The organism is Pseudomonas sp. FW300-N2F2, assembly GCF_017351655.1.
In the GTDB taxonomy this organism is placed as follows: domain Bacteria; phylum Pseudomonadota; class Gammaproteobacteria; order Pseudomonadales; family Pseudomonadaceae; genus Aquipseudomonas; species Aquipseudomonas fluorescens_AA.
Genome location: NZ_JACNDQ010000002.1, coordinates 1,200,976 through 1,223,666, shown reverse-complemented (window position 1 = coordinate 1,223,666; position 22,691 = coordinate 1,200,976). Strand labels below are relative to the sequence as shown.

Here is a 22,691-nt window from a genome sequence, read left to right as displayed (position 1 = left end):
ATGAGCGAATCCATCGATCTGAACGAATTCCACTGGTTGCTGGCCATCGTTCAGAGCATCGACGTCGGGGTGGTGGTGCTCGACCGCGAGTACCGCGTGCAAGTCTGGAACACCTTCATGGAGAACCGCTCCGGGGTGCAGCCCAAGGACGCGCACAACCAGCATTTTTTCAGCCTGTTCCCTGAAATCGATCGCCAATGGTTCAGCCGCAAGGTGGAAAGTGTCGCGACCCTGGGCACGCCAGCGTTCACGGTCTGGGAGCAGCGCCCGTACTTGATGCGCTTCAAGAGCTACCAGCCGATCACCGGCCAGGAAGCGTTCATGTACCAGAACACCACGCTGTTGCCGCTGCGCTCGCCCGACAACACCATCAAACATATCTGCCTGGTGATCTATGACGTCACCGACGTCGCCACCAACCGGCATCAGCTCCAGGCCGCCAACGCACAGCTGCAGCGACTTTCCAGTACCGATCAGTTGACCGGCCTGTACAACCGCGGTTACTGGGAGGGCAATCTGAAAGCCGCCTACGCTCGGCACCAGCGCTATGGCCATGCGTTGAGCCTGGTCATGCTCGACATCGATCATTTCAAGCGGGTCAACGACACCTACGGTCACCAGGCTGGCGACAAGGTCATCGAGCACGTCGCCAGGCTGCTGCACGAGCATGTGCGCGAGTCCGACGTGGCCGGGCGTTATGGCGGTGAAGAGTTCGGCGTGGTGCTCTCGGACACCGACAAGGCCGGCGCACAGATTTTCGCCGAGCGCCTGCGCAAGGCTATCGAAGCGCTGGAAGTGCAGTTCAACGACCAGACTATCCGCTTCACCGTCAGCCTGGGAGTGGCCGACCTGAGCCAGCCCTCGAACGACCACGCCGAGCTGATCGCCAGGGCCGACCAGGCGCTGTATACCTCGAAGAAGACCGGGCGCAATCGGGTGACGGTGCATGAATAGCGAGCCCACTTTTTTCCAGGATGACGGTGAAGTTTGACGCCCACCACACACCCCTTGTGGGAGCGAGCTTGCTCGCGATAGCGGCGGTTCAGCAGCATTGAAGATGGCTGGCACGCCGTCATCGCGAGCAAGCTCGCTCCCACATGGGTTCATTGGCATTCACTCGCCAAGGCTTGGGGAAGCTTCACCCTCTTTACCCAGCAGCTTGAGCGTCACCCCATTCGTCCAGCCGAAGCCGTCCTGCAATTCATATTCGCCACCTCCCCCGCCGTCGCCCCGCCCGGACAGGTCGTATTTCTCCACCAACTTGTTTTCCTTGCGGTAGAGGTTCTCGACCTGCTGCAAGAAGCGACTGCCTACCTGTTGCGCCAACGCGGTGTGCCCGTAGCGGTCCAGCCCTTCCACCGCGACCCATTGCAACGGTGCCCAGCCATTGGGCTCGTCCCACTGCTGGCCATTGCTGACCTGAGTGGTGGCGATACCTGCGGCACGTAACAGGCCATCACGGACCGCATCGGCGGTGCGATGGGCATGTTCGGCGCTGGCCAGGCCGGTGTACAGCGGGAAAAGCGTCGCGGCCGTGAGCTGCTGGCGTTGTTGCTGGCGTTGCCAGTCGTAGTCCACGTAGAAACCTTTGTCGGCATTCCACAAGTGCTGCTCGATGGCCCGCTGGCGCAATTCGGCGCGCCGGCCGTAAGCCTGGACGCACGGGGCGTTCTGCACCGTCTCGCAGGCTTTGGCGATGGTCTGTTCCAGATGATAGATCAGGCTATTGAGGTCCACGGGCACAATGGCCGTGGTGCGAATACTCGCCAGGTTCTGGCCGTCGTCCAACCAACGCGAACTGAAGTCCCAGCCACTTTCGGCGCCGGCGCGCAGGTCACGCCAGACTTCCTTCTTGGGCCGGTCCGGCGCCTGTTCGGCGGTGCGGACATCTTGCAACCAGGATTCCTGTCGAGGCGTCGGGCTGGCATCCCAATAGCGGTTGAGCACGCTGCCGTCGGCAAGTTTGACCACGTGCCGATCCGCAGCACCGGGCTTGAGTGCCTGGGCGCCCGCCATCCAATAGGCATACTCCTTCTGCAACTGTGGCAGGTATCGCCCATAGGCCTGGTCACCTTCGATGCGCGCCTGCAACACCACCATGTAGGCGAAGAATGGCGGCTGCGACCGGCTCAGGTAGTAGGTGCGATTGCCGTTGGGAATGTGGCCGTAGGTGTCGATCATGTAGGCAAAATTATCGGTCATCTGGCGGACCCGGGCCTTATCGCCGCTTTGCTCGAGACCCAGCATGGTGAAATACGAATCCCAGTAATACATCTCGCGAAAGCGTCCGCCAGGTACCACATAGGGCTGCGGCAAGGGCAACAAACTACTGTAGGCCGGCACCTGGCTGTAGGATCGGCTCAGGATCGGCCAGAGGCTGTCGATGTGTTCCCGGATCGGAGCGCCGGGCTTGGGCGCCGGGCTTTCGGCTTGGCCAGATTCGATGAAGTTGGCTTTCACGAAGGCCTTGATATCGAAGCCGTCGCGACCACGTTGGGCCAGGTAATCGGCGCGGATCTGCGCCGGATCACGGTTGGGCAACGCGTCCACAAAATGCTTCTGGTCGGTGAACACCTGCCCACGCTGCACCGCTTCAAAGAGCTCGGGGTAGGCCTGGTCGGGAGGAAGATTGACCCGTCCCTGGGCGTCGACGTAGCTCCATGTGGCAGGTGGTTGGCTCGAACAGGCCACGCACAGCGTGGCAAAGGAAAGGCTGGTGAGCTCAATAGGTCGCATCAAGGATCCATCCTGTTTTTCGTTCCTGACAAACGAGTGACCTGCCGGAATGGACCTGGGTTCAGCCGATGATGCAGCGCCGGGCGACGCCCAGACCATATTGGTCAGTCCAATCTATATTTTTATTAATTGGTCTTGCCAATATTTTTTCCAGCCTGTAGTTTCGGCCCCAAGGTCATGGGTGCAGATCACCACTCGCCTACAACAAAAAAGAGAGCCCCGGTCCCGGCAGCCGCGCGCTCACAACCCTCCTCCCGCCTGCAGGCAACCACCGCCTGCACGCCAGCCAAGGAGCATCGCCATGCTGACAGTCATCTGTAACGAACCCGGCTCGCTCACCGCCATCGAACGTGAACACCCCCTCAGGAAACCGGGAGAGATCCTGATTCGGGTCAAGCGTGTCGGGGTCTGCGGCACCGACCTGCACATCTTCACCGGCAATCAACCGTACCTCGAGTATCCGCGGGTCATGGGCCACGAGTTCTCTGGGGTCGTGGAGGGCACCGACGAGGCCAGCGACCTGGCTGTCGGCGATGTCGTCTATGTGATGCCGTACCTGTCCTGCGGGACTTGCATCGCCTGCCGCCAGGGCAAGACCAACTGCTGCACCGCTATCCAGGTGCTGGGGGTTCACTGCGACGGTGCTTTCACTCAATACCTGAGCGTTCCCCATGCATTCGTGCACAAGGCCGTGGGGGTTTCCCTGGACCAGGCCGCGATGATCGAATTCCTCTCGATCGGCGCTCACGCCGTGCGTCGCTCGAACATCCAGGCGCAGAAACACGCCCTGGTGGTCGGCACCGGCCCGATCGGCATGGCGGCGACGATCTTCGCCAGCCTGCGCGGTGCGAAAGTCACCGTCCTGGATACCCGCGAGGATCGCCTGTCGTTCTGCAAGCAACACCTGAATATCCACGCCGCCGTGTACATCGGCGAAGGCGACAAGCAAGCCCTGGCCGAGCTGACCGAGGGCGATTTTTTCGACGTGGTCTTCGACGCCACCGGCAATGCCCGGGCCATGGAGCGCGGGTTCGAGTTCATCGCCCACGGCGGCACCTATGTGATGATCTCGGTGGTTCGGGACTCCATCACCTTCTCCGACCCTGAGTTCCATAAGCGAGAAGCCACGCTGATGGGCAGCCGCAACGCCACCCAGGAAGACTTCCGGTACGTCGAGCAATGCTTGCGCGACGGTTTGATTCCGGATGCGGCCCTGAACACCCACCGACTGACGCTGGGCGACGTGCCCCACTCGTTCGCCACCTTGCTCGACCCCAAGCAAGGTGTCGTCAAGGCAATCATCGAGTGCTAGGAATCGGAGGACGTCCCATGAACCCGCCTTCTTCTTTGCTTGTGTTGACACCTGGCGATGATGTCGCGGTGGCCCGAGGCGATATCGCCGAAGGTCAGTCGGTGAATGCCGACGGCATCCGCCTGGTCGCCCGGCAGGCGATTCCGTCCGGCCACAAGATCGCCCTGCGCCCGGTGTCGGCCGGCCAGCGGGTGCTCAAGTACGGGCAGACCATCGGCCAGGCCACCCAGGCCATCGAGCCTGGCGATCACGTCCACGTGCACAACCTGGACATGCCCGCCAACACGGCCGAACACAGCGTACGGAACGTCTATGTCCCTACGTCGTTGAGCGAGAACCCCGCGACCTTCGAAGGTTACGTCCGCGAGGATGGACGCGTCGGCACACGCAATTACATCGGGGTCATTTCCAGCGTCAACTGCTCGGCAACCGTCTGCAAGCAGATCGCCAACGCCTTTTCCGCCGAGCGCTTGAAATACTTCCCCAACGTCGATGGCGTCGTTGCGATCACCCATGGCAGCGGCTGTGGCATGGGTGCCCAGGGCGAAGGGATCGACATTCTCAAGCGAACCCTGAGGGGCTATGCCGATCACGCCAATTTCGCTGGTGTGCTGTTGATCGGCCTGGGTTGCGAGGTCAATCAACTCACCCCGTTGATGAATGAGCTGGGGGATCGCCCCGCGGCGCTCAAGGCCAGCCTGGTCATCCAGGACGAAGGCGGCACTCGCGAAGCCGTGCGACGGGGCATCGCCCACATCGAAGCGATGCTGCCCCTCATCAACCAATGCCAGCGGACGACCGTTGCCGCCAGCCACTTATGCGTCGGTTTGCAATGCGGCGGCTCGGATGGCTACTCCGGCATCACGGCCAATCCGGCACTCGGCGCGGCCGTGGACCTGCTGGTGCAACAGGGCGGCACGGCGATCCTTTCGGAAACCCCGGAAATCTATGGGGCCGAACACTTGCTGACGGCCCGCGCCGCGTCTGCCGACATCGCGGCAAAATTGATGGCGCGCATCCATTGGTGGGAAACCTACGTCCGCCACAACGACGGTGACATGAACAACAACCCTTCGCCGGGCAACAAGGCCGGGGGCATCACCACCATCCTGGAAAAATCCTTGGGCGCCGTGGCGAAAGCCGGTGCGACCGGGCTGATGGGCGTGTACCAATACGCGGAAGCGGTCGATGCCCAGGGCCTGGTATTCATGGACACCCCCGGTTACGACCCGGTGTCGGCGACCGGCCAGGTGGCGGGTGGCGCCAACCTGATCTGCTTCACCACGGGCCGTGGCTCGACCTACGGGTGCAAGCCCACGCCCTCGTTGAAAATCGCCACCAACACCCGGCTGTTCCAACGCATGGAGCTGGACATGGACTTCAACGCGGGCGGCATTGTCGATGGCGTGGAGTCAGTGGCCCAGGCCGGTGAGCGGTTGTTCCGACTGATGCTGGCGACCGCGTCCGGGCACCGTACCTGCAGCGAGGAAAACGGCTTGGGCGACAACGAATTCCTACCCTGGCAGATCGGTGCGGTGATGTGAATGGCGAAGTCATTGCCCCCCTCTCCCTGTGGGAGCGCCTATGGTAGCCTTTGCGGACTCTCCGATGGACGTCCACCCATGGTCTCACCGATCAACGCCGCCGAACGCAAGCCCTACCAGAAAATCGCCGATCAACTGCGCAACTACATCGCCCAGGGGGATTTCAAGGCAGGCTCCAGGCTTCCCCCCGAGCGCGACTTGACCCAACTGTTGGGGGTTTCCAGGCCGTCGCTTCGCGAGGCGCTGATCGCCTTGGAAATAGACGGCGACATCGAGATCAAGATGGGCTCCGGCGTGTATGTGCGAGCCCGGTCCAAGGACGGAAAAAACCCGAGCATGACCTTGGGCGAGAGCCCTTCGGAACTGATGCAGGCGCGTGCGTTGATCGAGGGTGAGTCGGTGATCCTGGCGTGCCTGCATGGCAAGAAAAGCGACTACCGCTATCTGCAGGACTGCATCGATGCCATGCGCGCGAGCATCGCCAACGGCCTGCCTCCGCTGGAGGATGACCGTAAATTCCATCAGCGCCTGGCCAAGATGAGCGGCAACTCCGCCCTGGTGCGGATCATCACCGCCCTGTTCGATGAACGACACAACCCGATTTCGGCTCACCTGAGCAAACACTCGGAGAATGCCCTGACGTGGGAAGCCGCGGTCGTCGAACATGAAGCGATCCTGCGCGCCGTAGCCCACAAGGATGTACTCGGCGCCCAAACCTCGATGCGCCAACACCTGAGCCGTTCGGAGAACCGCTGGCTGCGAGCGCTGGAACCGGAAGACACGGGCGACTAGGCCTGCGGTTTTGAAATTTTGGTTGCCTGATCATGTGCCATCGCGAGCAAGCTCGCTCCCACAGTTTGATCGGTGGTGCGCCTTGATTCTGCGGCCTATCCAGCCACCTGTGGGAGCGAGCTTGCTCGCGATGGCGGCAGCACAGCCACCTCGCTGTCACAAGCAAACGCCCCCCCGCTTGCCAAACCTGATGGCCTGGCTTGGCATTTTCAACCCACATCAGCACATCGGCCCAGGCTGGGCCGCGCCTGCTCAAACAATGGAGCGATCTACATGGAAGTCTGCAATCGGCTGCAACCCTCGGAGTGCGTCAGCATGGAGGACATCCGTGGTGAAATCGATGCCCTCGATCAGGCGGTCATCAAATTGCTGGGCAAGCGTTTTCAATACGTACTCGCGGCCTCGAAGTTCAAGACCTCGGCCACGTCGGTGCGTGCGCCGGAGCGTTTCAAGGCGATGCTGGCGACACGACGGGAATGGGCCGAGGCCGAGGGCCTGAGCCCGGATGCCATCGAAAAAATGTACAGCGACCTGGTGAACCACTTCATCGCCGAAGAAATGAAGCACTGGGCGGCCGATCAAGCCCGGAGCTGATTTTTCCTGCTTCGCTGGCAAGGGCGTCCATCCCCTTGCCAGCGTCCTGTCCTCCGGCGAGATCGGGAGCAATCGCCGACAAAATTCGTACGCCTTTGGCCACTGACGCTACCCGCAAACCACCCAGAATCCAGTGGGTGATCGTCCACGCCAAAAGTAAATCAAAGCCTTGGTTGTGTTGCGCTTCGCTCTGCTTGGCCAGCGTCAAGCATTCGAAATTTGACACTACAACGCTATCACCTATCGTTCCTCTCGAGACCGCACCCAGGGACCGGGTGGCCCGGACGCCTTTGCAGGCGCGGTCGTCAATGTCATTCCCCTCAAGGAGCAACAAAATGTCTGGAACGACCCAAACCATTGATGTGCTGGTCAACGTTGACGCCGATTACCTGCTCGCCCACCCCAACGACGTAGGCGGCGCGATTGCCATGCTGGTAACCCGCAGTGCCATCGACAGCCATGCCAACATCACCAGCGGCGAAGGCGAAGGCGGTAACGAATTGTGGTTCGACGTAAAACCCGGTGACATCATTCGCTGGCGCGCCACCACGCTGTCGCGCAACTTCGACCGCATCGCATTGATCAAGGACGTCGAGATCGGCGACCCTCACCAGGGCGGTGATTACAAGGGCACCATTTCGAAGCCGACACCGTTCAACATCCCCGGCATCCCCGTGCCTTATCTGGACAACGGCGCCCCCGGCGGTATCGCCAAAACCGATGTGACCTATACCTTCTGGCAGTCCACTGCGCTGAGCCCAGGCAAGCTCTGGTACCAAATCTATTTCGTTCTGCTGGACCGTAACCTGAACCAGATTGGCCCGACCAACACGTGGGACCCCTACATCACCGTCAATAACCAATAACTGAAAGCTACACAGCCCCGACCGACGCCCTCGTCAACGACGAAAGGCACCGGCCGGGGCTGTGTCCAGGCGCTACAGAACGTCCCTTCCTAGGCCGCTTTTTCAAACTCCATCAATGCCGCCAACACCAACGGGTGCAGGACGGCGTCGGGATGCTTCGTTTGCCAGGCCATCAAGTCGCGACACATGGTTGGCGTCCAGAAGCTCTTGATGTGCTGGTACACACCACGCACCGCCACCGCATGGTCTGGCTCACTGGAGAAATACTGACCGATCTGGCTGGCCATCTTGATCAAGCTGTCAGAGCTCATCGACGCACCTCGGCTTTTTCGGCATGGCGACGTTCCCTCAGCAGGCGGCCTTGTTCATCACTGAAGGCCTGGTAACGTTTCTGCCATTCCGAAGGCTGGCTGACCCGCACGATCTCCACCGCTGTCACCTTGTATTCCGGGCAGTTGGTGGCCCAGTCGGAGTTGTCGGTGGTGATCACATTGGCGCCCGATTCCGGGAAGTGGAACGTGGTGTAGACCACTCCCGGCGCTACCCGCTCGGTCACCCTGGCGCGCAGTACCGTCTGCCCGGCACGGCTGCCGATACCGACCCAGTCTTCATCGACGATCCCGCGGTTCTCGGCATCGGTCGGATGGATTTCCAGACGGTCCTCCTCGTGCCAGGCGACATTTTCGGTGCGCCGGGTCTGGGCACCGACGTTGTACTGGCTGAGGATGCGGCCGGTGGTCAGCAGCAGCGGGTAGCGGTTGTTGACCTTCTCTTCGGTGGGCACGTAGCCGGTGAGCATGAAGCGGCCCTTGCCACGCACGAACTGCTCGATGTGCATGGTCGGCGTGCCGTCCGGCGCGGCATCGTTGCAAGGCCATTGCAGGCTGCCGTGGCGCTCCAGTTCGGCGTAGCTGACGCGGGTGAAGGTCGGCGTCAGGCGGGCGATTTCATCCATGATTTCCGAAGGGTGGTTGTAGTGCATCTTGTAGCCCAGGGCATCGGCCAGGGCGATGGTGGCTTCCCAATCGGCCTTGCCGGCCAATGGGTCCATCACCTTGCGAACGCGGGAGATGCGGCGTTCGGCGTTGGTAAAGGTGCCGTCCTTCTCCAGGAACGAGCTGCCCGGCAGGAACACGTGGGCGAACTTGGCCGTCTCGTTGAGGAAGATGTCCTGGACGATCACGCACTCCAGCGCGGACAGCGCGGCCGTCACATGCTGGGTGTTGGGGTCGCTCTGGGCGATGTCTTCACCTTGGCAATAAAGCGCCTTGAAGGTGCCGTCCAGGGCCGCTTCGAACATGTTCGGGATACGCAGGCCAGGGTCGGGTTGCAGGGTAACGTTCCAGGCCTGCTCGAACTCGGCGCGGACCGCTTCGTTGGAGATGTGCCGATAGCCTGGCAACTCGTGGGGGAACGAGCCCATGTCGCAGGAACCCTGGACATTGTTCTGCCCACGCAGCGGGTTCACCCCGACACCTTCGCGCCCGATGTTGCCGGTCGCCATGGCCAGGTTGGCGATGCCCATGACCGAGGTGCTGCCTTGACTGTGTTCGGTGACGCCGAGGCCGTAGTAGATGGCCGCGTTACCGCCGGTGGCGTAGAGCCGTGCCGCGGCGCGAATCTGCTCGGCAGGTACGCCGCAAACCGGGCCCAGGACCTCGGGGGAGTTTTCCGGCAGGCTGACGAAGTCGCGCCAGCGGGCGAAGTCCGTCGCCTCGCAGCGGGCTTCGACAAAGGGTTGGTCAATCAAGCCTTCGGTGGCAATGACATGGGCCAGCGCATTGAGCATCGCCACGTTGGTGCCGGGACGCAGTTGCAAGTGCAGCTCGGCGCGGGCATGGGGCGAATCCACCAGATCGATGCGCCGTGGGTCGATGACAATCAGTCGCGCGCCCTGGCGCAGGCGGCGCTTGAGCTGGGAGCCGAACACCGGGTGCGCGTCGGTGGGGTTGGCGCCCATCACCAGGATCACGTCGGCCTTCATCACCGAGTCGAAATTCTGGGTCCCGGCGGATTCGCCCAGGGTCTGCTTGAGGCCGTAACCGGTAGGCGAATGGCAGACACGGGCACAGGTGTCGACGTTGTTGTTGCCGAACGCGGTGCGCACCAGTTTCTGCACCAGGTAGGTTTCTTCGTTGGTGCAGCGGCTGGACGTGATCCCGCCGATGGAGTCGCGCCCGTACTTGAGCTGGATCCGGCGCAGTTCGCTGGCGGCGTAGGTGACCGCCTCGTCCCAGCTGACTTCCTGCCACGGGTCGTTGATGTGCTTGCGGATCATCGGCTTGGTGATGCGATCCGGGTGCGTGGCGTAGCCCCAGGCGAAGCGGCCCTTGACGCAGGAATGGCCATGGTTGGCCTGGCCGTTCTTGTCCGGGACCATGCGCACCAGTTGTTCGCCTTTCATCTCGGCGCGGAACGAGCAACCCACGCCGCAGTAGGCGCATGTGGTGATGACGCTGCGCTCCGGCTGGCCGATTTCCACGACGCTCTTGTCGATCAAGGTCGCCGTCGGGCACGCCTGTACACAGGCGCCGCAAGACACGCATTCGGAATCGAGGAAGTTGTCACCCCCGGCCGCTTCCACTCGGGAATCGAAGCCGCGCCCGCTGATGGTCAGGGCGAAGGTGCCCTGGATTTCCTCGCAGGCACGCACGCAGCGGCTGCAGACGATGCACTTGCTCGGGTCGTAGTCGAAATACGGGTTGGAAACGTCCTTGGCCTCGTCCAGGTGGTTGGCACCTTCGTAGCCATAGCGCACTTCGCGCAGGCCCACCTGCCCCGCCACGGTCTGCAATTCGCAGTTGCCATTGGCCGAGCAGGTCAGGCAGTCCAGCGGGTGGTCGGAAATGTACAGCTCCATCACGTTGCGTCGCAGCGTCGCGAGCTTGGAGGTTTGCGTGCGCACCACCATGCCCTCGGTCACCGGCGTGGTGCAGGACGCGGGATAGCCGCGCATGCCGTCGATTTCCACCAGGCACATGCGGCAGGAGCCGAAAGCTTCAAGGCTGTCGGTGGCGCAGAGCTTGGGAATGGTGGTGCCGAGCAAGGCCGCGGCACGCATGACCGAAGTGCCGGAGGCGACGCTGATTTCGCGCCCGTCGATGGTCAGGCTGACCTGCACGTCGCTTTCTCGCGCCGGGGTGCCCAGGTCGATGTCGGTGCTGGGATCGAAGATGGTAATCATTGGTCGGCCTCCGTGGTCGCCAGACCGAAGTCGGCGGGGAAATGCTTGAGGGCGCTGGCGACAGGGTAGGACGTCATCCCACCGAGGGCACAGAGCGAACCGTATTGCAGGGTGTCGCACAGGTCCTGCAGCAACAGGGCTTGTTCCTGACGGGCACCGGCTTCAGTGCTGGCGATCAAGCGATCCACCACTTCCACCCCACGGGTGGAGCCGATCCGGCATGGCGTGCACTTGCCGCAGGATTCCTCGGCGCAGAACTGCAAGGCGAACCGGGCCATCTGGGCCATGTCCAGGCTGTCGTCGGCGACCACCACACCACCGTGGCCGAGCATCGCGCCCATGGCGGCGAACGCTTCGTAGTCCAGCGGCGTATCGAACTGCGAAGGCGGCACCCAGGCACCCAACGGCCCGCCCACTTGCGCGGCCTTCAGCGGGCGTCCGCTGGCGGTACCGCCGCCGTAACCTTCCACCAACTCTCGCAGGCTCAGGCCGAAGGCGCGCTCCACCAAGCCGCCGCGACGGACATTGCCGGCCAGTTGGAACGGCATCGTGCCCAGGGAGCGGCCCATGCCGAAGTCGCGATAGAACTGTGCGCCCTTCTCCAGGATGATCGGCACCGAGGTCAAGGTCAGCACGTTATGCACCAGTGTCGGCAACCCGAACAGGCCTTGCAGTGCCGGCAGCGGCGGCTTGGCGCGCACCGTGCCGCGCTTGCCCTCGAGGGATTCCAGCAACGCCGTTTCCTCGCCGCAGATATAAGCGCCGGCACCGACCCGCACTTCCAGCTCGAACGTGCGGCCACTGCCGTCGACGTTCGCGCCCAGGTAACCGGCCTCACGGGCGATGTGCAGCGCGTCGTTCAGGGTACTGACGGCGTCCGGGTACTCCGAGCGCACGTAGATATAGCCCATCGTCGCGCCTACGGCGATGCCGGCGATGATCATGCCTTCGATCAGCAGGAAGGGGTCGCCTTCCATCAGCATACGGTCGGCGAACGTGCCGGAGTCGCCTTCGTCGGCGTTGCAGACCACGTACTTCTGCGGCCCCTGGGCATCACGCACAGTGCGCCACTTGATGCCCGCCGGAAACGCCGCGCCACCCCGGCCACGCAGGCCGGAGTCCAGCACGCTGGCGACGACATCCGCGCCGTCCATCTGGATGGACCGGGCCAGGCCCAGGAAGCCGCCCCGGGCACGGTAGTCGTCCAAAGACAGCGGTTGCGTGATGCCGGCGCGCGCGAACAGCAGGCGCTGCTGGCTCTTGAGATAGGGAATCTCCTCCACCGGCCCCAGGGCCAGCGGATGGCTACCAGGATCGCCTGCCAAGGCATCCAGCAGGCCCGGCACATCGGCCGGCGTGACAGGGCCGAAGCCCAGCCGGACGCCGGCGCTTTCCAGCTCCACCAACGGTTCCAGCCAGTAGAGGCCACGGGAACTGGTGCGCAACACCGTCAGCGGCAACTGGCGACGTTCAGCCTCACGAGCCAACGCATCGGCCACCTTGTCCGCACCCACGGCACGGGCTACCGAATCACGGGGGATACAGAGCGTCAGCATGCGCCCTCCTCCATGCAATCATTCACCAACTGACGCAGACGCTCGGGCGTGATCCGGGCATGCAGCTCCCCGTCCAGCTCCAGGGCCGGCGAGCAGACGCAGGCACCCAGGCAATAGACCGGCCGCAGGCTGATACTGCCGTCGGCGCTGGTGCCGTGATCGTCCAGCGCCAATTGCTCGCGCAACTGCGCAGCCAAGGCTTCAGCGCCCATGCTCTTGCAGGACTCGGCCCGGCACAGGCGAAGCGTATGGCGCGCCGGCGGCGTGGTACGAAAATCGTGGTAGAAACTGATGACCCCGCGCACTTCAGCCAGGCTGAGGTTCAGGGCGTGGGCGATCTCCGGGACGGCGCTGTCGGGGACATACCCGCAGCCTGCCTGGATGGCATGGAGGATAGGCAGCAAGGCACCGGGGGTGTCCTTTTCGCGCGCAAGCACGCTATGGATCAAAGGCAGGTGAAGCGTCTCATCAGGCATAAACGTACCTCGGCATCTCGAACGACACCGCCGCATAGCGGCAGCCGTCCGGAGTCTTGGCTGCGGCGTCCGGCCCACGTCACGGTAGCGTGGCACATCCGATCGCCATTCTCGCTCTCCGGCCAGGTGTCTTTGGCGCACCTGGTCCGGGGCATCTTCACAGCTTGCCACTCCCGGGGGTTGGCGATTGCACATGGACGACGAAACGTGTTCTGAAAGCGACTCCTTGAAAGCCGTCCCCATGAATCAGCGTGCCTGAGCAAGTATAGACATACGCCGTATCCGCTTATTCGAACCGTCACTTCCCCTTAATGGGTTTGGCGCAATGCATTGGCAACCAGCGTGAATGCAGGCGAAGGTTGCCGCCGGCTGGGATAGTACAAATAGTAGCCTGAAAACGGCGGGCACCAATCTTCCAGCACGCGCACCAGCCGCCCCTCTTGAAGATGGGGTTCAAACTCCTCCTCAGGCAGGTAGGCAATGCCCAGCCCGGCCACCGCCGCCTGCACGATATGGGTCGACGTGTTGAAAATGAGCTGGCCGTCTACTCGCACGTTGACCTGCTTGCCTCGCCGTTCGAAATCCCAGACATAGAGCCCACCCGACGTCGGCATACGCTGGTTGATGCAACGATGGTTCATCAGGTCGCGCGGCTGCCCGGGAACCGCGCGAGTGGCGAAATACGCTGGCGCAGCCACGGCCGCCATCCGCAACGGCGGGCCGATCGGGACCGCAATCATGTCCTTGTCGATGGTATCGCCCAGGCGCACGCCCGCATCGAAACGATCCGCCACGATGTCTCGAAATCCGTAGCTGACGTCGAACTCGACATTGATATCCGGGTAGTCGTGTAGCAACCCGATCAGTTTGGGCAGCAAGGTCGTGCGCAGGACATGGTCACCGCAGGTGATGCGTACAGTGCCTGCGGGCTTGTCGCGCATGTCCGTGAGCATATCCAGCTCGGCTTCTATCTCATCGAAGCGATTACCGATGGCCTGCAACAGCCGTTCACCGGCAATGGTCGGCGAAACGCTGCGGGTGGTCCGCGTCAGCAACCGGATCTGCAAGCGTGCTTCCAGACCACTGATCGCCTGGCTCAGCGCGGATTGTGTGACACCCAGCACCCCGGCAGCTCGCGTGAAGCTGCCTTCGCGCGCCACGGTGACGAAAGACAGCAGATCGTTGAGATTTCTTTTGACCATGGCAGCAGCACTTCAAGCAGATTGATTAGCTCTGCTTATAGCCCTGTTAAGTACTCATTAGCTAGTCGCATAACTGCTCCCAGGTCACCATGAACCCCATGAACAGAAATACATGCACCGTTGCGATGAGATGGGCCCGGCTTGGTTTGCTGACCGTAATGCTCGTGCTTGGCAGCTACGCAATGCTCAATGGTGCCGCGTCGGCATCTTCAAAAGGGGAGAACACGGCTATGTGGATGACCGTCGGCGAACACCGCTTCGCCATCGCCTTGGCCGACAACGCTGCCGCCCGCGCGTTTGTCACGTTGTTGCCGCTGACGTTGGAGATGAGCGATCTCAACCGTAACGAGAAATTCGCCCCCCTCCCCCAAGCGCTGCCTGCCGAAGCAAACAAGCCGGGAACGATCCGCAATGGCGACCTGATGCTGTACGGCACAGACACCCTGGTCATCTTTTATACGAACTTCAACTCGACCTACGCCTACACACGCCTGGGACAAGTGGACGAGACCGCGAAACTGGCTCAAGCGCTGGGCCGGCGGGATGTGCAAGTGACGTTTTCCCAACATTGATTACTCCGCACCGACAGGATTCCCAATGAAAAAGATCATCGTTTTACTCACCCTTCTTGTCAGTTCACTCTCAGCAACAGGAGCCGATATGTCCAACGGCGCAGATAACTTTTATACCAGCGACGACGTGACCGTACAGAAGGTCAACTTCAAGAACCAATATCAAATGAACGTGGCAGGCAACCTGTTCATCCCGAAAAAACTCAATGGCAAGAGCAGAAATCCGGCGATTGTCGTAGGCCACCCGATGGGCGCGGTCAAGGAGCAGAGCGCCAATCTCTATGCCACGAAAATGGCGGAAAGAGGCTTCGTGACCCTCTCCCTGGACTTGTCATTCTGGGGCGAAAGCGAGGGGCGACCGCGCAATGCAGTCTCGCCGGATATCTATGCCGAGGACTTCAGCGCCGCGGTGGACTTTCTCAGCGCCCAGCCTTTCGTCGACAAGGAGCGCATTGGCGCCATCGGCATCTGTGGCAGTGGCAGCTTCGTGATCAGCGCAGCCAAGATCGACCCGCGCATGAAAGCCATCGCAACGGTGAGTATGTATGACATGGGTGGCGTCAATCGCAACGGATTGAAGCACTCCCAAACGCTCGAACAACGCCGGGCGATCATCGCCCAAGCCACACAGCAGCGTAATGTGGAGTTCGCGGGCGGTGAAACGCTTTACACCAGCGGTACGGTGCACCAGTTGGACGATAATACTCACCCTATCCAACGTGAGTTCTATGACTTCTACCGCACCCCGCGCGGTGAGTTCACGCCCTCCGGCTCGTCCAGAGACCTGACCACCCACCCGACGCTGACCAGCAACGTCAAGTTCATGAATTTCTACCCGCTCAATGACATCGAGACCATTTCGCCTCATCCGATGTTGTTCATTGCCGGAGCCGATGCACACTCCAGGGAGTTCAGCGAGCATGCGTATGAACTCGCCGGTCAGCCAAAGGAACTTGTCATTATCCCCGGCGCCGGGCATGTCGATCTTTACGACAGGGTCAACCTCATTCCTTTCGATAAATTGACGAGCTTCTTCCAGAGCAACCTGAAGTAATACCTGACCCAGTCGATTTATCTGTAAGCGACCACCGCGGTCTCATCACAAGACTACAAATCATCGCTATGCTCCCCATAGAGAGATGAGTCAGGTACGACCATCGGATGCGTAGTATCAAGGAGGATTTGATGATGCGGGAAGCAACCACTGGACTCGAAAAACAGATTGAGATCGCTACAAAACTACTCTCCCTGTCAGCAAAAATCGGATTACTGATTGGCGGTACGTGCATCGTCAGTTATCTATTGAGCAACGGTCATTACCCGCAAGGCGTATCCGTTGGAGACAGTTTGTTATTCTTGGTCACGGCGTTTTGCTTTGGCCTGGTCTGCATTTACTTTTCTGCGTCGGTTACAGCGACCGGGATATTACTTTCCCCGATCTTCATCCCCGTGCTTAGGGGCTTCGTCCGGCTACATGGAAAATTCTCCAATAAAAAAACCATATTGGAATTCAAACGCCCCAAAATAACCTTCTTCTCAGTATTTTTTGGAATATGCGGCGCGCTGACCATTTATTTCCTGACCCATAAAAGCCCCTTGGAACACATTCAACTCATCCTCCTGCCGATTTTTCAGTACATCGTTTATTCAGCCTATCTGGAACAGAACAACAAAATAAAAGCAGCGCAGCCATCGGCACCGGCAATCGTCGATTCCGAACATCCTGAGCAGAATCCCCCCGCCGAAATGAAACCCTTGAAAAGAACCAGGGCAATGATCGCGGGGGTCATGCTCCTGACGCCCCTTCTCATGGGTGGCGTGACTTCCGACTTGCTGCAAGCGGCCATGAGCTTCGCGCAAATACGTATAGAAAGGGCAACGATTCTGGTGAAGCCGCCTTACGCCAACCTGTTGCCAGCCCCCAAGGATTCCCCGCTGGAAAATTACAAAAGGTTTGAAAATGCGACGGTGATTTTCCGAGGCGTTGGCAATTCGACGCTCATTGAAATGCACAGCGAGGAAACGGCGATCCGATTGGAGATCCCAAATGACTCGATCATTGTCGAGCGCCGTGTGAAGCCCATTGCCAAAATCAGGAAAAATCCTGAGAAAACGGAAAGCTGATACCATCCGAACATTGACACGCTGAGCAGAACGACATGAATCGCCGCAAGAAAATAAACCAGTTATTGAAGGCTAACGCCAAAAAAGCCAGTGCCAAGCTGGCACCCAAAAGCAAGAATCAATACATCAGCAAAGCCGACCGACTGAAACTGGCGGCTGAAGCCAGTGACGTGCCCGTCACTTCCCCGGAAAGCTGATCCACGTCACACCCCATCTTTGAAGTGCCGCTCATTCAAGGCAAGATACGCCCCTTGAACCGCAAGGAACGCATGAGTGAGCCCCCTTACATCCAGATCATCGAGATCCCGTCGGATAATCTCCACCTTGATAGGGGTGACAGCCTTGGCCGTTCTTCCTGGCTGCCACAAGGCGACCTATGAACAGAAAATAGACGCCTGGATCGACAGCGGCGGGAAGTCTGTCCCGACATTCCTCACCTCGGAAGAAATCAAACGTCTGGAGCAAAGGCGTTACGTCAGGGTTCTGCGTGCCACTTTGGCTCGTGATGCGTTCAACGCGAATCCCGAAGGGTTGCGAGGAAGTGTCAAGTTGACGATGAAGCTGGATCGCCAGGGCGATGTGGTGCGCTGCGAGGCTAAACCCGCTGAGGCCGGCGCGCCCTCCGGTTTGGTGAACCTCATGGCGGATGTTTGCTGGAGCAGTGTCTGGGAGCCCGTCCCGGAAAGCCTCCAGAGTCCAAACGATGGCAGCCTCGAAATCAACATACCGTTGATCGCCTCCGGAGAGACGCCGTCAATTCCTGATCACGAACGTGTACGCCAACAGGCAGCGGTTGCAAGCCGTTTCTTTTGGGACAACATCGTTGGAAGACAGTCCTTGAACGCTTTTGGCAGCGCACGCTTCGACTTCACGGCGAACGCGAAGGGCGAGGTTCTTCGGTGTGATGTAGAACTTCAAAAAAACAGCCTGCGCCCTGAATCCTTCCAGCCCAACCCCGAGCTACAGCAGACACTCACCCGGCAATGCCTCCAGTTGAACGTGGGGAAGATGCCTGGCTTTCAAGTGAAAGCTGACGGCACTGCCAAACGTGTGGTCCGGGTGGATTACCTGCCTTGGAAAAATCATGTAGGCCAGTACTAGGTGGATTTCGCCGGGCCTTTAACGGATGTACTCAGAGACTTGGCGCATTCATCACGTGCCGTACACGTTGCCATTCACTCCAGCAGTCCTCCGCAATTACATCTCGCAGGCCTCGGTCACGCTCCATCTGCAATGCAACGTCAAAAGGAACGGCTATACAAGTAGCCCCATCACGTATGGCAAGCACCTCCGCCTCCGAAAGTGGCGAACCTTTTCTTGTTTCAGCATCGTTGAGCAGCAACACAAGTGCAGGAATAAATACAGCGCAAAGCTGATCGGTCATGGGTATTTGCTCGTCGAGACACCAGGGTTTACTTGATCTCAAATAGCCTCAAAATCACAGCCTGCGCCTTCTTTCCATCAGCCTCGTAAAGCCCGGACAGATAGGACTGGTCGCCTAGTTTTTGCAGTCGAAAATAATTGTAGAAAGCTTGGCCGAATCGTTGCTGGTCAAACCTCCCCTGCCCCCAGAGACTGAGAAATTCGTTGTAGGCGGCGTACTCGATTTCCGGTTTCGGGTTTCTGTCCATTTCTACTCGTCCCACTCATTTAATCTGGCATGGTGTCAATGCCTAACTGGCAAGCGTCGGCAGACCTTTCCCTATACTGTGCAGAATCCGCTCTATCTCTGGCCGAGTGTATTTCTCCCAAGGGCACACGTCCGTCGAATCACCGCTGTGCTTGTACTCCCCGGCATCAAATGCTCTGTATATCGAGAATGCCGGCTCTGGCGTTGGCGCATGTATGGATACGTCCACGATAGTGACGAACAACGCATTCATGACCTCATCGCAAAATTCAAAGTCCTGAGTATTTGAAGTGAAGCGCTCGGCCACCGCAATCGCGACCTGATTCAAGAGGCTGCAAATATCGACCTGCAGACGCTCACAAATGGTCTGCACGTCAATGTTCAAGCCTTCTTCGATGGCTTGCAGCATCACGGCATGAAGATCGGCATCGCTCAGGTCTTTGGTCATTGATTCAAGCGCCGGCTAATCGACTCAATCAGAAACGGAACGCGATCAGTGATCACGAGCCTCAATCCTTTGAAATCTGGAAACCGGATTCTACACAAGATACGAAGCATGCCGTCGATGCCAGCAGCCGAACTGCATCGTTGCTCGACGCAAGGCAATCGGCCATAAGCGAGCGCCACCGATATCAGGAACAACAATCTAGCCACGCCCCCGATTCATGCTTATCCTATTCACCACTCGTATTACCGCGGCTGCTGAACCCGGTACTCACGAGGAAATGAACATGGAAAGAACCCGCGCCTGGAGACGCACCCAGGCCCGTAAACACGGCAATGACAAATCGACTCGTCGGCTGGAACTCAAGCCGGAAAAAAACTGGAAGCTGATGTACACCCGTGCTGACAAGCTCGCCAGGGCACGTCAACTTGGCATGAGCTATCCCATCCGCACGACTCGCCAACTGTTGGATCAAGCATGACAAACCTCCTGTTCGTCTGCAGTCGTAACCAGTTGCGCAGCCCCACGGCAGAAGCGATCTGGCACCGCCGTCCAGGCTTCAATGTCCGCTCGGCGGGCACCAGCCCGAACGCACGCAAGCCCATCGGCCCGGCGGATATTCGCTGGGCCGATATCATTTTTGTCATGGAACGCAAACACCTGAATCGCCTGCAAGCCGAGTACGCTCGCCTGCTTCAATACAAACGAATCCACTCCCTGGATATTCCCGACGACTTTCGCTACATGGATCCTGAGTTGGTGGGCATGCTTGAAAGCGCGGTGACGCCCTATCTCACTCTCTAGCTGGATGCACAAACCTGCCACAGCTCATAACTTGAGAGCAGAATTCGACAGTGCCTGACGCCAGTGGTCAATCAACAACCGGGATCGAAACACCATGGATGAACGCCAAGCAGCCATCAAGAACAAGATCCGCGCCGTGGTGAGGAGTAGCGAATCCGACGAGATCACCTATCGATCAGAGTGGCTCGGTTACCTGCCCTTCCCGGTTTTTCAATGGGTTGAATATCAAGGCGAGAGCTTTTCCAGCGACTTCCCCTTCGATTGGACCCTTGAGGATTTGACGAGTCTTGAGCGGACAGGATTCTTGGAAACACTAGAAGCTTATGAGAACCCGGAAGACCACTTTGATCGGGATATCAGGTATCGCGTTCATGTGGGGAACGTGTAGCGGCTGGTTGGAAAAATGGACAATCCGAGGAAAGGAAATGGGCATTCTTGATCGCTTGTTCGGCGGCCGCTTTACCCTGCCGCCACCAGAGGAAACGACTGTCAGCGACGCGGCGATCATGCGCGAGCTACATCCCTATCGCTCCGGGCTCAAGGCGTTTGCCCAAGCCCTGTTGGTCCGCATGCCAGAAGGCGAACGCGCCAGGCTGGTCAGGCGTGTGCTGCGCATTTACGGCTCGGGCCAGGAGCCGGCCACGACCCTGGTGGAAGGCCTGCTGGATGCAGACAAGGGCCAGAAGCTCGAACACTTGGCCTTGCTAGGCGTCGACTGGAAAGGCTTCGATGGTTTCGAATATCTGGCGCCCTATCTGGTCAGCGCCAGCGGGGTGAAAGAAACTTACCCCTACCGCCATGAGGGCACGCTGTCGATGTCGCAGACGCTGGCCAATTTCGACCAATGGCTGGCGGCGTTCGATAAACGCTACCTGCACCTGGACTCCGGTGGCGACGAATACATCGGGTTCATCGCCGAGGCAGACCAGGTCGAAGCCATGATCGAACTCGCGCGACAGGCAGGTCTTGAAGTGCGCCTCGAGAGTTTCTGAAGAAGATGTATTCGCCGAGCATCGTTCTCCCGCTGAACGAAGCGAACAGCATGACAGTCGGAGCAACAGGACCCTCGACAAAGAAACCTGGCCCATGCTTCTACGACCCACTGCCCTCGCGACCTTGTTCACCCTGGCTGCCGGCACGGCAACCGCTGCGCCGGAACCCCTTCGCCTGGAAAGCCTGCAACGCTGTGGCGACCTGCTCGAAAGCCAGCACCAGGACTGGTGCCTGACAGCGCGCGGGTTGGGTGACGCAACGCCACAACTCAAGTTGGGCGCAAAGACGCTACCCGCAGACACGGTCCAGCGTGAAGGGGAAACCCTGCGCTTGCGCCTGGACAGCGCCGATTACCAGAGTGGCCCGCTCTGGCTGGAAGACGGCCCCCGCACCAGCAATGCCGCCTGGCTGACCTTGCGCAACAGTCATGTGCTGGCCGCCGGGCCGGACGAAGTGGCGAAGAACATGGACGGCCTGACCACCTACATCGACCTGGTCAGCGTGCTGATCGAGGAAGACCGTGATGGTCGTCAGGAAGCCGAGCGTCTGGCCCAGAAATACGGAGCGAAAGTGGTCGGTAGCATCGCGCCGCTGAACCTGTACCAACTTCGCCTGCCGGCCAAGGATCTGGTGCAGCGTGACGCCTTGGTCCTGCGTCTGGGCAGCGAGACCAGCGTGGATGCCGTGGTCACCGAGGAGTCCTCGGCCGAAGAAAGCGAGCAGGCCCCTGCCCAGCCTGAAGAGCCGAAGAAACCGGCCCTGGACTCTGACGAATGGGCCGCGAATCGTTTTCTCGACGCGGTGAATTATTACCAACGACGCATCCCCGGGCGACAGCCGCCCATCCAGCCGCAACCGGTGCGCATCGGCCTGATCGAGCGCGATGTGGATTTCGACACGACGGATTTCGCGGACTACCTCGGTGCTTGCTCACCACCGCGCACCTGCGTCTACGCCCGTGATGCGGACAAGCCAGACAACCACGGCACAACCGTCGCCGGCATCCTCGCCGCACGCTGGGACGACAGCGGCAACACCGGTTTGCTCCGAGGCCTGGACAAGGCCAGCGGTGGCTTCGAGGTCATCGTCGAACGTAATTCCGATGCCGGGATCACCGCCAACATCGCCGCCTCGGTCAACCTCGTGGAAGATGGCGTGCGCGTGCTCAATTGGAGTTGGGGCATCCACCGCGTCGGCGCCAAAGACATCAAAGGCGATGACGTCGACTCGCTGCTGCGCTCGGGCCTGGCCATGGGCGGCTACGAAGAACTGCTGGAAGAGTTTTTCCTCTGGCTGCGCAAGGCACATCCCGACGTGATCGTGGTGAACTCCGCAGGCAATGGCTCCTCGTTCTCGGGCAGTGATGAGTACCGCCTGCCCTCCTCCTTCATTACCGAGCAATTGCTGGTGGTCGGTGGACACCAGCGCAGCGAACGCACCGGCGTCGCCGTCGACGACCCGGCCTATGCGGTCAAGCGCAGCTCCTCGAACATCGACATGCGCGTCGACATCACCGCCGCCGCTTGCGCCCACGCCTCGACAACCAACGCCGGCCAGGACAGCGCGGTGCATTGCGGCACGTCCTACGCCACGCCCATGGTCGCGGGCCTGCTGGCGGCGATGCTGTCCATCAACCCGCAACTGCAACCCGAGCAGTTGCGCATGCTGCTACGCCGCAGCGCCATGACCATCGGCGACAACCACGACTTCGAACAGATGGACGCCGAAGACCTCACCGCGCCCATCCTGCCGTCGGAGCGTCGCTACCAACTCAATGACAAAGACGTCGGCCGCTCGGCGCGGCTGGACATGCAAAAGGCCCTGGACCTGGCCGCGCAAAGCCGTGATCGCGTGCGCTGAA

General features: G+C 60.3%; 25 protein-coding genes. 16 read left to right on the top strand and 9 right to left on the bottom strand.

Translation table 11 applies throughout. The features are described 5' to 3' along the window. Entirely contained in the window at window positions 1–954 is a 954-nt protein-coding gene (locus J4E63_RS20205) for a sensor domain-containing diguanylate cyclase (protein WP_060741924.1), read from the top strand. Window positions 955–1,113: 159 nt separating this feature from the next. Here the strand turns inward: J4E63_RS20205 and treA are convergent, their stop codons facing one another. Next, window positions 1,114–2,736, bottom strand: a complete 1,623-nt coding sequence (treA, locus tag J4E63_RS20200; protein WP_207283124.1) for an alpha,alpha-trehalase TreA — start codon at window positions 2,734–2,736, stop codon at window positions 1,114–1,116. A gap of 301 nt (window positions 2,737–3,037) precedes the next feature. Here treA and J4E63_RS20195 point away from each other — a divergent pair, with 301 nt between their 5' ends. From J4E63_RS20195 to J4E63_RS20175, 5 genes are all read left to right on the top strand, one after another. After that, window positions 3,038–4,048, top strand: a complete 1,011-nt coding sequence (locus J4E63_RS20195) for a zinc-binding alcohol dehydrogenase family protein (RefSeq protein ID WP_207283123.1) — start codon at window positions 3,038–3,040, stop codon at window positions 4,046–4,048. Window positions 4,049–4,065: 17 nt separating this feature from the next. After that, window positions 4,066–5,592 carry a UxaA family hydrolase gene (locus tag J4E63_RS20190; RefSeq protein WP_207283122.1) on the top strand — a complete coding sequence of 509 codons (1,527 nt, stop codon included), beginning with the start codon at window positions 4,066–4,068 and terminating at the stop codon, window positions 5,590–5,592. A gap of 78 nt (window positions 5,593–5,670) precedes the next feature. After that, a complete protein-coding gene (locus tag J4E63_RS20185; RefSeq protein WP_207283121.1) occupies window positions 5,671–6,384 on the top strand; it encodes a FadR/GntR family transcriptional regulator in 714 nt (237 codons plus the stop codon). 273 nt (window positions 6,385–6,657) lie between these two features. Then, on the top strand, window positions 6,658–6,978 hold the full coding sequence (locus J4E63_RS20180; RefSeq protein ID WP_060741920.1) for an isochorismate lyase: 321 nt from the start codon (window positions 6,658–6,660) through the stop codon (window positions 6,976–6,978). Window positions 6,979–7,313: 335 nt separating this feature from the next. Further along, window positions 7,314–7,844 (top strand): AidA/PixA family protein, encoded by a 531-nt coding sequence (locus J4E63_RS20175; RefSeq protein ID WP_092165273.1) that lies wholly within the window; start codon window positions 7,314–7,316, stop codon window positions 7,842–7,844. An 89-nt stretch (window positions 7,845–7,933) separates the two neighbouring features. Here J4E63_RS20175 and J4E63_RS20170 read toward each other — a convergent pair whose 3' ends face one another. The 5 genes from J4E63_RS20170 to J4E63_RS20150 form a co-directional block, all read right to left on the bottom strand. Beyond that, the gene (locus J4E63_RS20170) at window positions 7,934–8,155 is read right to left on the bottom strand and encodes a formate dehydrogenase subunit delta (protein ID WP_207283120.1); all 222 of its coding nucleotides are present in this window, start codon (window positions 8,153–8,155) and stop codon (window positions 7,934–7,936) included. Continuing rightward, window positions 8,152–11,028 carry a formate dehydrogenase subunit alpha gene (fdhF, locus tag J4E63_RS20165; RefSeq protein ID WP_207283119.1) on the bottom strand — a complete coding sequence of 959 codons (2,877 nt, stop codon included), beginning with the start codon at window positions 11,026–11,028 and terminating at the stop codon, window positions 8,152–8,154. The genes J4E63_RS20170 and fdhF overlap by 4 nt, the downstream gene beginning before the upstream one ends. Then, window positions 11,025–12,584, bottom strand: coding sequence for an NADH-quinone oxidoreductase subunit NuoF (locus tag J4E63_RS20160; RefSeq protein WP_207283118.1), 1,560 nt, complete (start codon window positions 12,582–12,584; stop codon window positions 11,025–11,027). Before J4E63_RS20160 ends, fdhF begins: the two co-directional genes overlap by 4 nt. Continuing rightward, window positions 12,578–13,060: a formate dehydrogenase subunit gamma gene (locus tag J4E63_RS20155; protein WP_060741915.1), complete on the bottom strand. Its 483-nt coding sequence runs from the start codon at window positions 13,058–13,060 to the stop codon at window positions 12,578–12,580. The genes J4E63_RS20160 and J4E63_RS20155 overlap by 7 nt, the downstream gene beginning before the upstream one ends. Before the next feature lie 308 nt (window positions 13,061–13,368). Then, a complete protein-coding gene (locus tag J4E63_RS20150; RefSeq protein WP_207283117.1) occupies window positions 13,369–14,262 on the bottom strand; it encodes a LysR family transcriptional regulator in 894 nt (297 codons plus the stop codon). A gap of 125 nt (window positions 14,263–14,387) precedes the next feature. Between J4E63_RS20150 and J4E63_RS20145 the strand changes: the two genes are divergently transcribed. From J4E63_RS20145 to J4E63_RS20125, 5 genes are all read left to right on the top strand, one after another. Further along, entirely contained in the window at window positions 14,388–14,834 is a 447-nt protein-coding gene (locus J4E63_RS20145) for a cyclophilin-like fold protein (protein ID WP_207283238.1), read from the top strand. 25 nt (window positions 14,835–14,859) lie between these two features. Further along, entirely contained in the window at window positions 14,860–15,888 is a 1,029-nt protein-coding gene (locus J4E63_RS20140; RefSeq protein ID WP_207283116.1) for an alpha/beta hydrolase, read from the top strand. Window positions 15,889–16,019: 131 nt separating this feature from the next. Next, complete coding sequence (locus J4E63_RS20135) at window positions 16,020–16,958, top strand: hypothetical protein (protein WP_207283115.1); 939 nt, start codon at window positions 16,020–16,022, stop codon at window positions 16,956–16,958. A gap of 35 nt (window positions 16,959–16,993) precedes the next feature. Further along, on the top strand, window positions 16,994–17,155 hold the full coding sequence (locus J4E63_RS20130) for a DUF2986 domain-containing protein (RefSeq protein WP_207283114.1): 162 nt from the start codon (window positions 16,994–16,996) through the stop codon (window positions 17,153–17,155). 145 nt (window positions 17,156–17,300) lie between these two features. After that, window positions 17,301–18,059: a hypothetical protein gene (locus J4E63_RS20125; RefSeq protein WP_207283113.1), complete on the top strand. Its 759-nt coding sequence runs from the start codon at window positions 17,301–17,303 to the stop codon at window positions 18,057–18,059. A gap of 31 nt (window positions 18,060–18,090) precedes the next feature. Here the strand turns inward: J4E63_RS20125 and J4E63_RS20120 are convergent, their stop codons facing one another. Genes J4E63_RS20120 through J4E63_RS20110 form a run of 3 tightly spaced genes read right to left on the bottom strand, consistent with a single transcriptional unit; the run spans window position 18,091 to window position 19,036 of the window. Continuing rightward, window positions 18,091–18,342 (bottom strand): hypothetical protein, encoded by a 252-nt coding sequence (locus J4E63_RS20120; protein WP_207283112.1) that lies wholly within the window; start codon window positions 18,340–18,342, stop codon window positions 18,091–18,093. A 28-nt stretch (window positions 18,343–18,370) separates the two neighbouring features. Next, window positions 18,371–18,589: a hypothetical protein gene (locus J4E63_RS20115; protein WP_207283111.1), complete on the bottom strand. Its 219-nt coding sequence runs from the start codon at window positions 18,587–18,589 to the stop codon at window positions 18,371–18,373. Between the two features lie 42 nt (window positions 18,590–18,631). Next, entirely contained in the window at window positions 18,632–19,036 is a 405-nt protein-coding gene (locus tag J4E63_RS20110) for a hypothetical protein (RefSeq protein WP_207283110.1), read from the bottom strand. Window positions 19,037–19,319: 283 nt separating this feature from the next. On the opposite strand from J4E63_RS20110, the gene J4E63_RS20105 reads away from it, so the two are divergent. From J4E63_RS20105 to J4E63_RS20085, 5 genes are all read left to right on the top strand, one after another. Continuing rightward, the gene (locus J4E63_RS20105) at window positions 19,320–19,514 is read left to right on the top strand and encodes a hypothetical protein (RefSeq protein WP_207283109.1); all 195 of its coding nucleotides are present in this window, start codon (window positions 19,320–19,322) and stop codon (window positions 19,512–19,514) included. Then, window positions 19,511–19,837, top strand: coding sequence for a low molecular weight protein tyrosine phosphatase family protein (locus J4E63_RS20100; RefSeq protein ID WP_207283108.1), 327 nt, complete (start codon window positions 19,511–19,513; stop codon window positions 19,835–19,837). Before J4E63_RS20105 ends, J4E63_RS20100 begins: the two co-directional genes overlap by 4 nt. Before the next feature lie 94 nt (window positions 19,838–19,931). Next, a complete protein-coding gene (locus J4E63_RS20095; RefSeq protein ID WP_207283107.1) occupies window positions 19,932–20,225 on the top strand; it encodes a hypothetical protein in 294 nt (97 codons plus the stop codon). Between the two features lie 37 nt (window positions 20,226–20,262). Next, window positions 20,263–20,829, top strand: a complete 567-nt coding sequence (locus J4E63_RS20090; RefSeq protein WP_207283106.1) for a hypothetical protein — start codon at window positions 20,263–20,265, stop codon at window positions 20,827–20,829. Between the two features lie 94 nt (window positions 20,830–20,923). Further along, window positions 20,924–22,690: a S8/S53 family peptidase gene (locus J4E63_RS20085; protein ID WP_207283105.1), complete on the top strand. Its 1,767-nt coding sequence runs from the start codon at window positions 20,924–20,926 to the stop codon at window positions 22,688–22,690. Window position 22,691: the final 1 nt, after the last annotated feature.

What these genes read in the sequence shown, in the direction of transcription:
- J4E63_RS20205 (WP_060741924.1), top strand. Translation starts at nt 1, where the DNA reads ATGAGCGAATCCATCGATCTGAACGAATTCCACTGGTTGCTGGCCATC.
- treA (WP_207283124.1), bottom strand. Translation starts at nt 2,736, where the DNA reads ATGCGACCTATTGAGCTCACCAGCCTTTCCTTTGCCACGCTGTGCGTG.
- J4E63_RS20195 (WP_207283123.1), top strand. Translation starts at nt 3,038, where the DNA reads ATGCTGACAGTCATCTGTAACGAACCCGGCTCGCTCACCGCCATCGAA.
- J4E63_RS20190 (WP_207283122.1), top strand. Translation starts at nt 4,066, where the DNA reads ATGAACCCGCCTTCTTCTTTGCTTGTGTTGACACCTGGCGATGATGTC.
- J4E63_RS20185 (WP_207283121.1), top strand. Translation starts at nt 5,671, where the DNA reads ATGGTCTCACCGATCAACGCCGCCGAACGCAAGCCCTACCAGAAAATC.
- J4E63_RS20180 (WP_060741920.1), top strand. Translation starts at nt 6,658, where the DNA reads ATGGAAGTCTGCAATCGGCTGCAACCCTCGGAGTGCGTCAGCATGGAG.
- J4E63_RS20175 (WP_092165273.1), top strand. Translation starts at nt 7,314, where the DNA reads ATGTCTGGAACGACCCAAACCATTGATGTGCTGGTCAACGTTGACGCC.
- J4E63_RS20170 (WP_207283120.1), bottom strand. Translation starts at nt 8,155, where the DNA reads ATGAGCTCTGACAGCTTGATCAAGATGGCCAGCCAGATCGGTCAGTAT.
- fdhF (WP_207283119.1), bottom strand. Translation starts at nt 11,028, where the DNA reads ATGATTACCATCTTCGATCCCAGCACCGACATCGACCTGGGCACCCCG.
- J4E63_RS20160 (WP_207283118.1), bottom strand. Translation starts at nt 12,584, where the DNA reads ATGCTGACGCTCTGTATCCCCCGTGATTCGGTAGCCCGTGCCGTGGGT.
- J4E63_RS20155 (WP_060741915.1), bottom strand. Translation starts at nt 13,060, where the DNA reads ATGCCTGATGAGACGCTTCACCTGCCTTTGATCCATAGCGTGCTTGCG.
- J4E63_RS20150 (WP_207283117.1), bottom strand. Translation starts at nt 14,262, where the DNA reads ATGGTCAAAAGAAATCTCAACGATCTGCTGTCTTTCGTCACCGTGGCG.
- J4E63_RS20145 (WP_207283238.1), top strand. Translation starts at nt 14,388, where the DNA reads ATGAGATGGGCCCGGCTTGGTTTGCTGACCGTAATGCTCGTGCTTGGC.
- J4E63_RS20140 (WP_207283116.1), top strand. Translation starts at nt 14,860, where the DNA reads ATGAAAAAGATCATCGTTTTACTCACCCTTCTTGTCAGTTCACTCTCA.
- J4E63_RS20135 (WP_207283115.1), top strand. Translation starts at nt 16,020, where the DNA reads ATGATGCGGGAAGCAACCACTGGACTCGAAAAACAGATTGAGATCGCT.
- J4E63_RS20130 (WP_207283114.1), top strand. Translation starts at nt 16,994, where the DNA reads ATGAATCGCCGCAAGAAAATAAACCAGTTATTGAAGGCTAACGCCAAA.
- J4E63_RS20120 (WP_207283112.1), bottom strand. Translation starts at nt 18,342, where the DNA reads ATGACCGATCAGCTTTGCGCTGTATTTATTCCTGCACTTGTGTTGCTG.
- J4E63_RS20115 (WP_207283111.1), bottom strand. Translation starts at nt 18,589, where the DNA reads ATGGACAGAAACCCGAAACCGGAAATCGAGTACGCCGCCTACAACGAA.
- J4E63_RS20110 (WP_207283110.1), bottom strand. Translation starts at nt 19,036, where the DNA reads ATGACCAAAGACCTGAGCGATGCCGATCTTCATGCCGTGATGCTGCAA.
- J4E63_RS20105 (WP_207283109.1), top strand. Translation starts at nt 19,320, where the DNA reads ATGGAAAGAACCCGCGCCTGGAGACGCACCCAGGCCCGTAAACACGGC.
- J4E63_RS20100 (WP_207283108.1), top strand. Translation starts at nt 19,511, where the DNA reads ATGACAAACCTCCTGTTCGTCTGCAGTCGTAACCAGTTGCGCAGCCCC.
- J4E63_RS20095 (WP_207283107.1), top strand. Translation starts at nt 19,932, where the DNA reads ATGGATGAACGCCAAGCAGCCATCAAGAACAAGATCCGCGCCGTGGTG.
- J4E63_RS20090 (WP_207283106.1), top strand. Translation starts at nt 20,263, where the DNA reads ATGGGCATTCTTGATCGCTTGTTCGGCGGCCGCTTTACCCTGCCGCCA.
- J4E63_RS20085 (WP_207283105.1), top strand. Translation starts at nt 20,924, where the DNA reads ATGCTTCTACGACCCACTGCCCTCGCGACCTTGTTCACCCTGGCTGCC.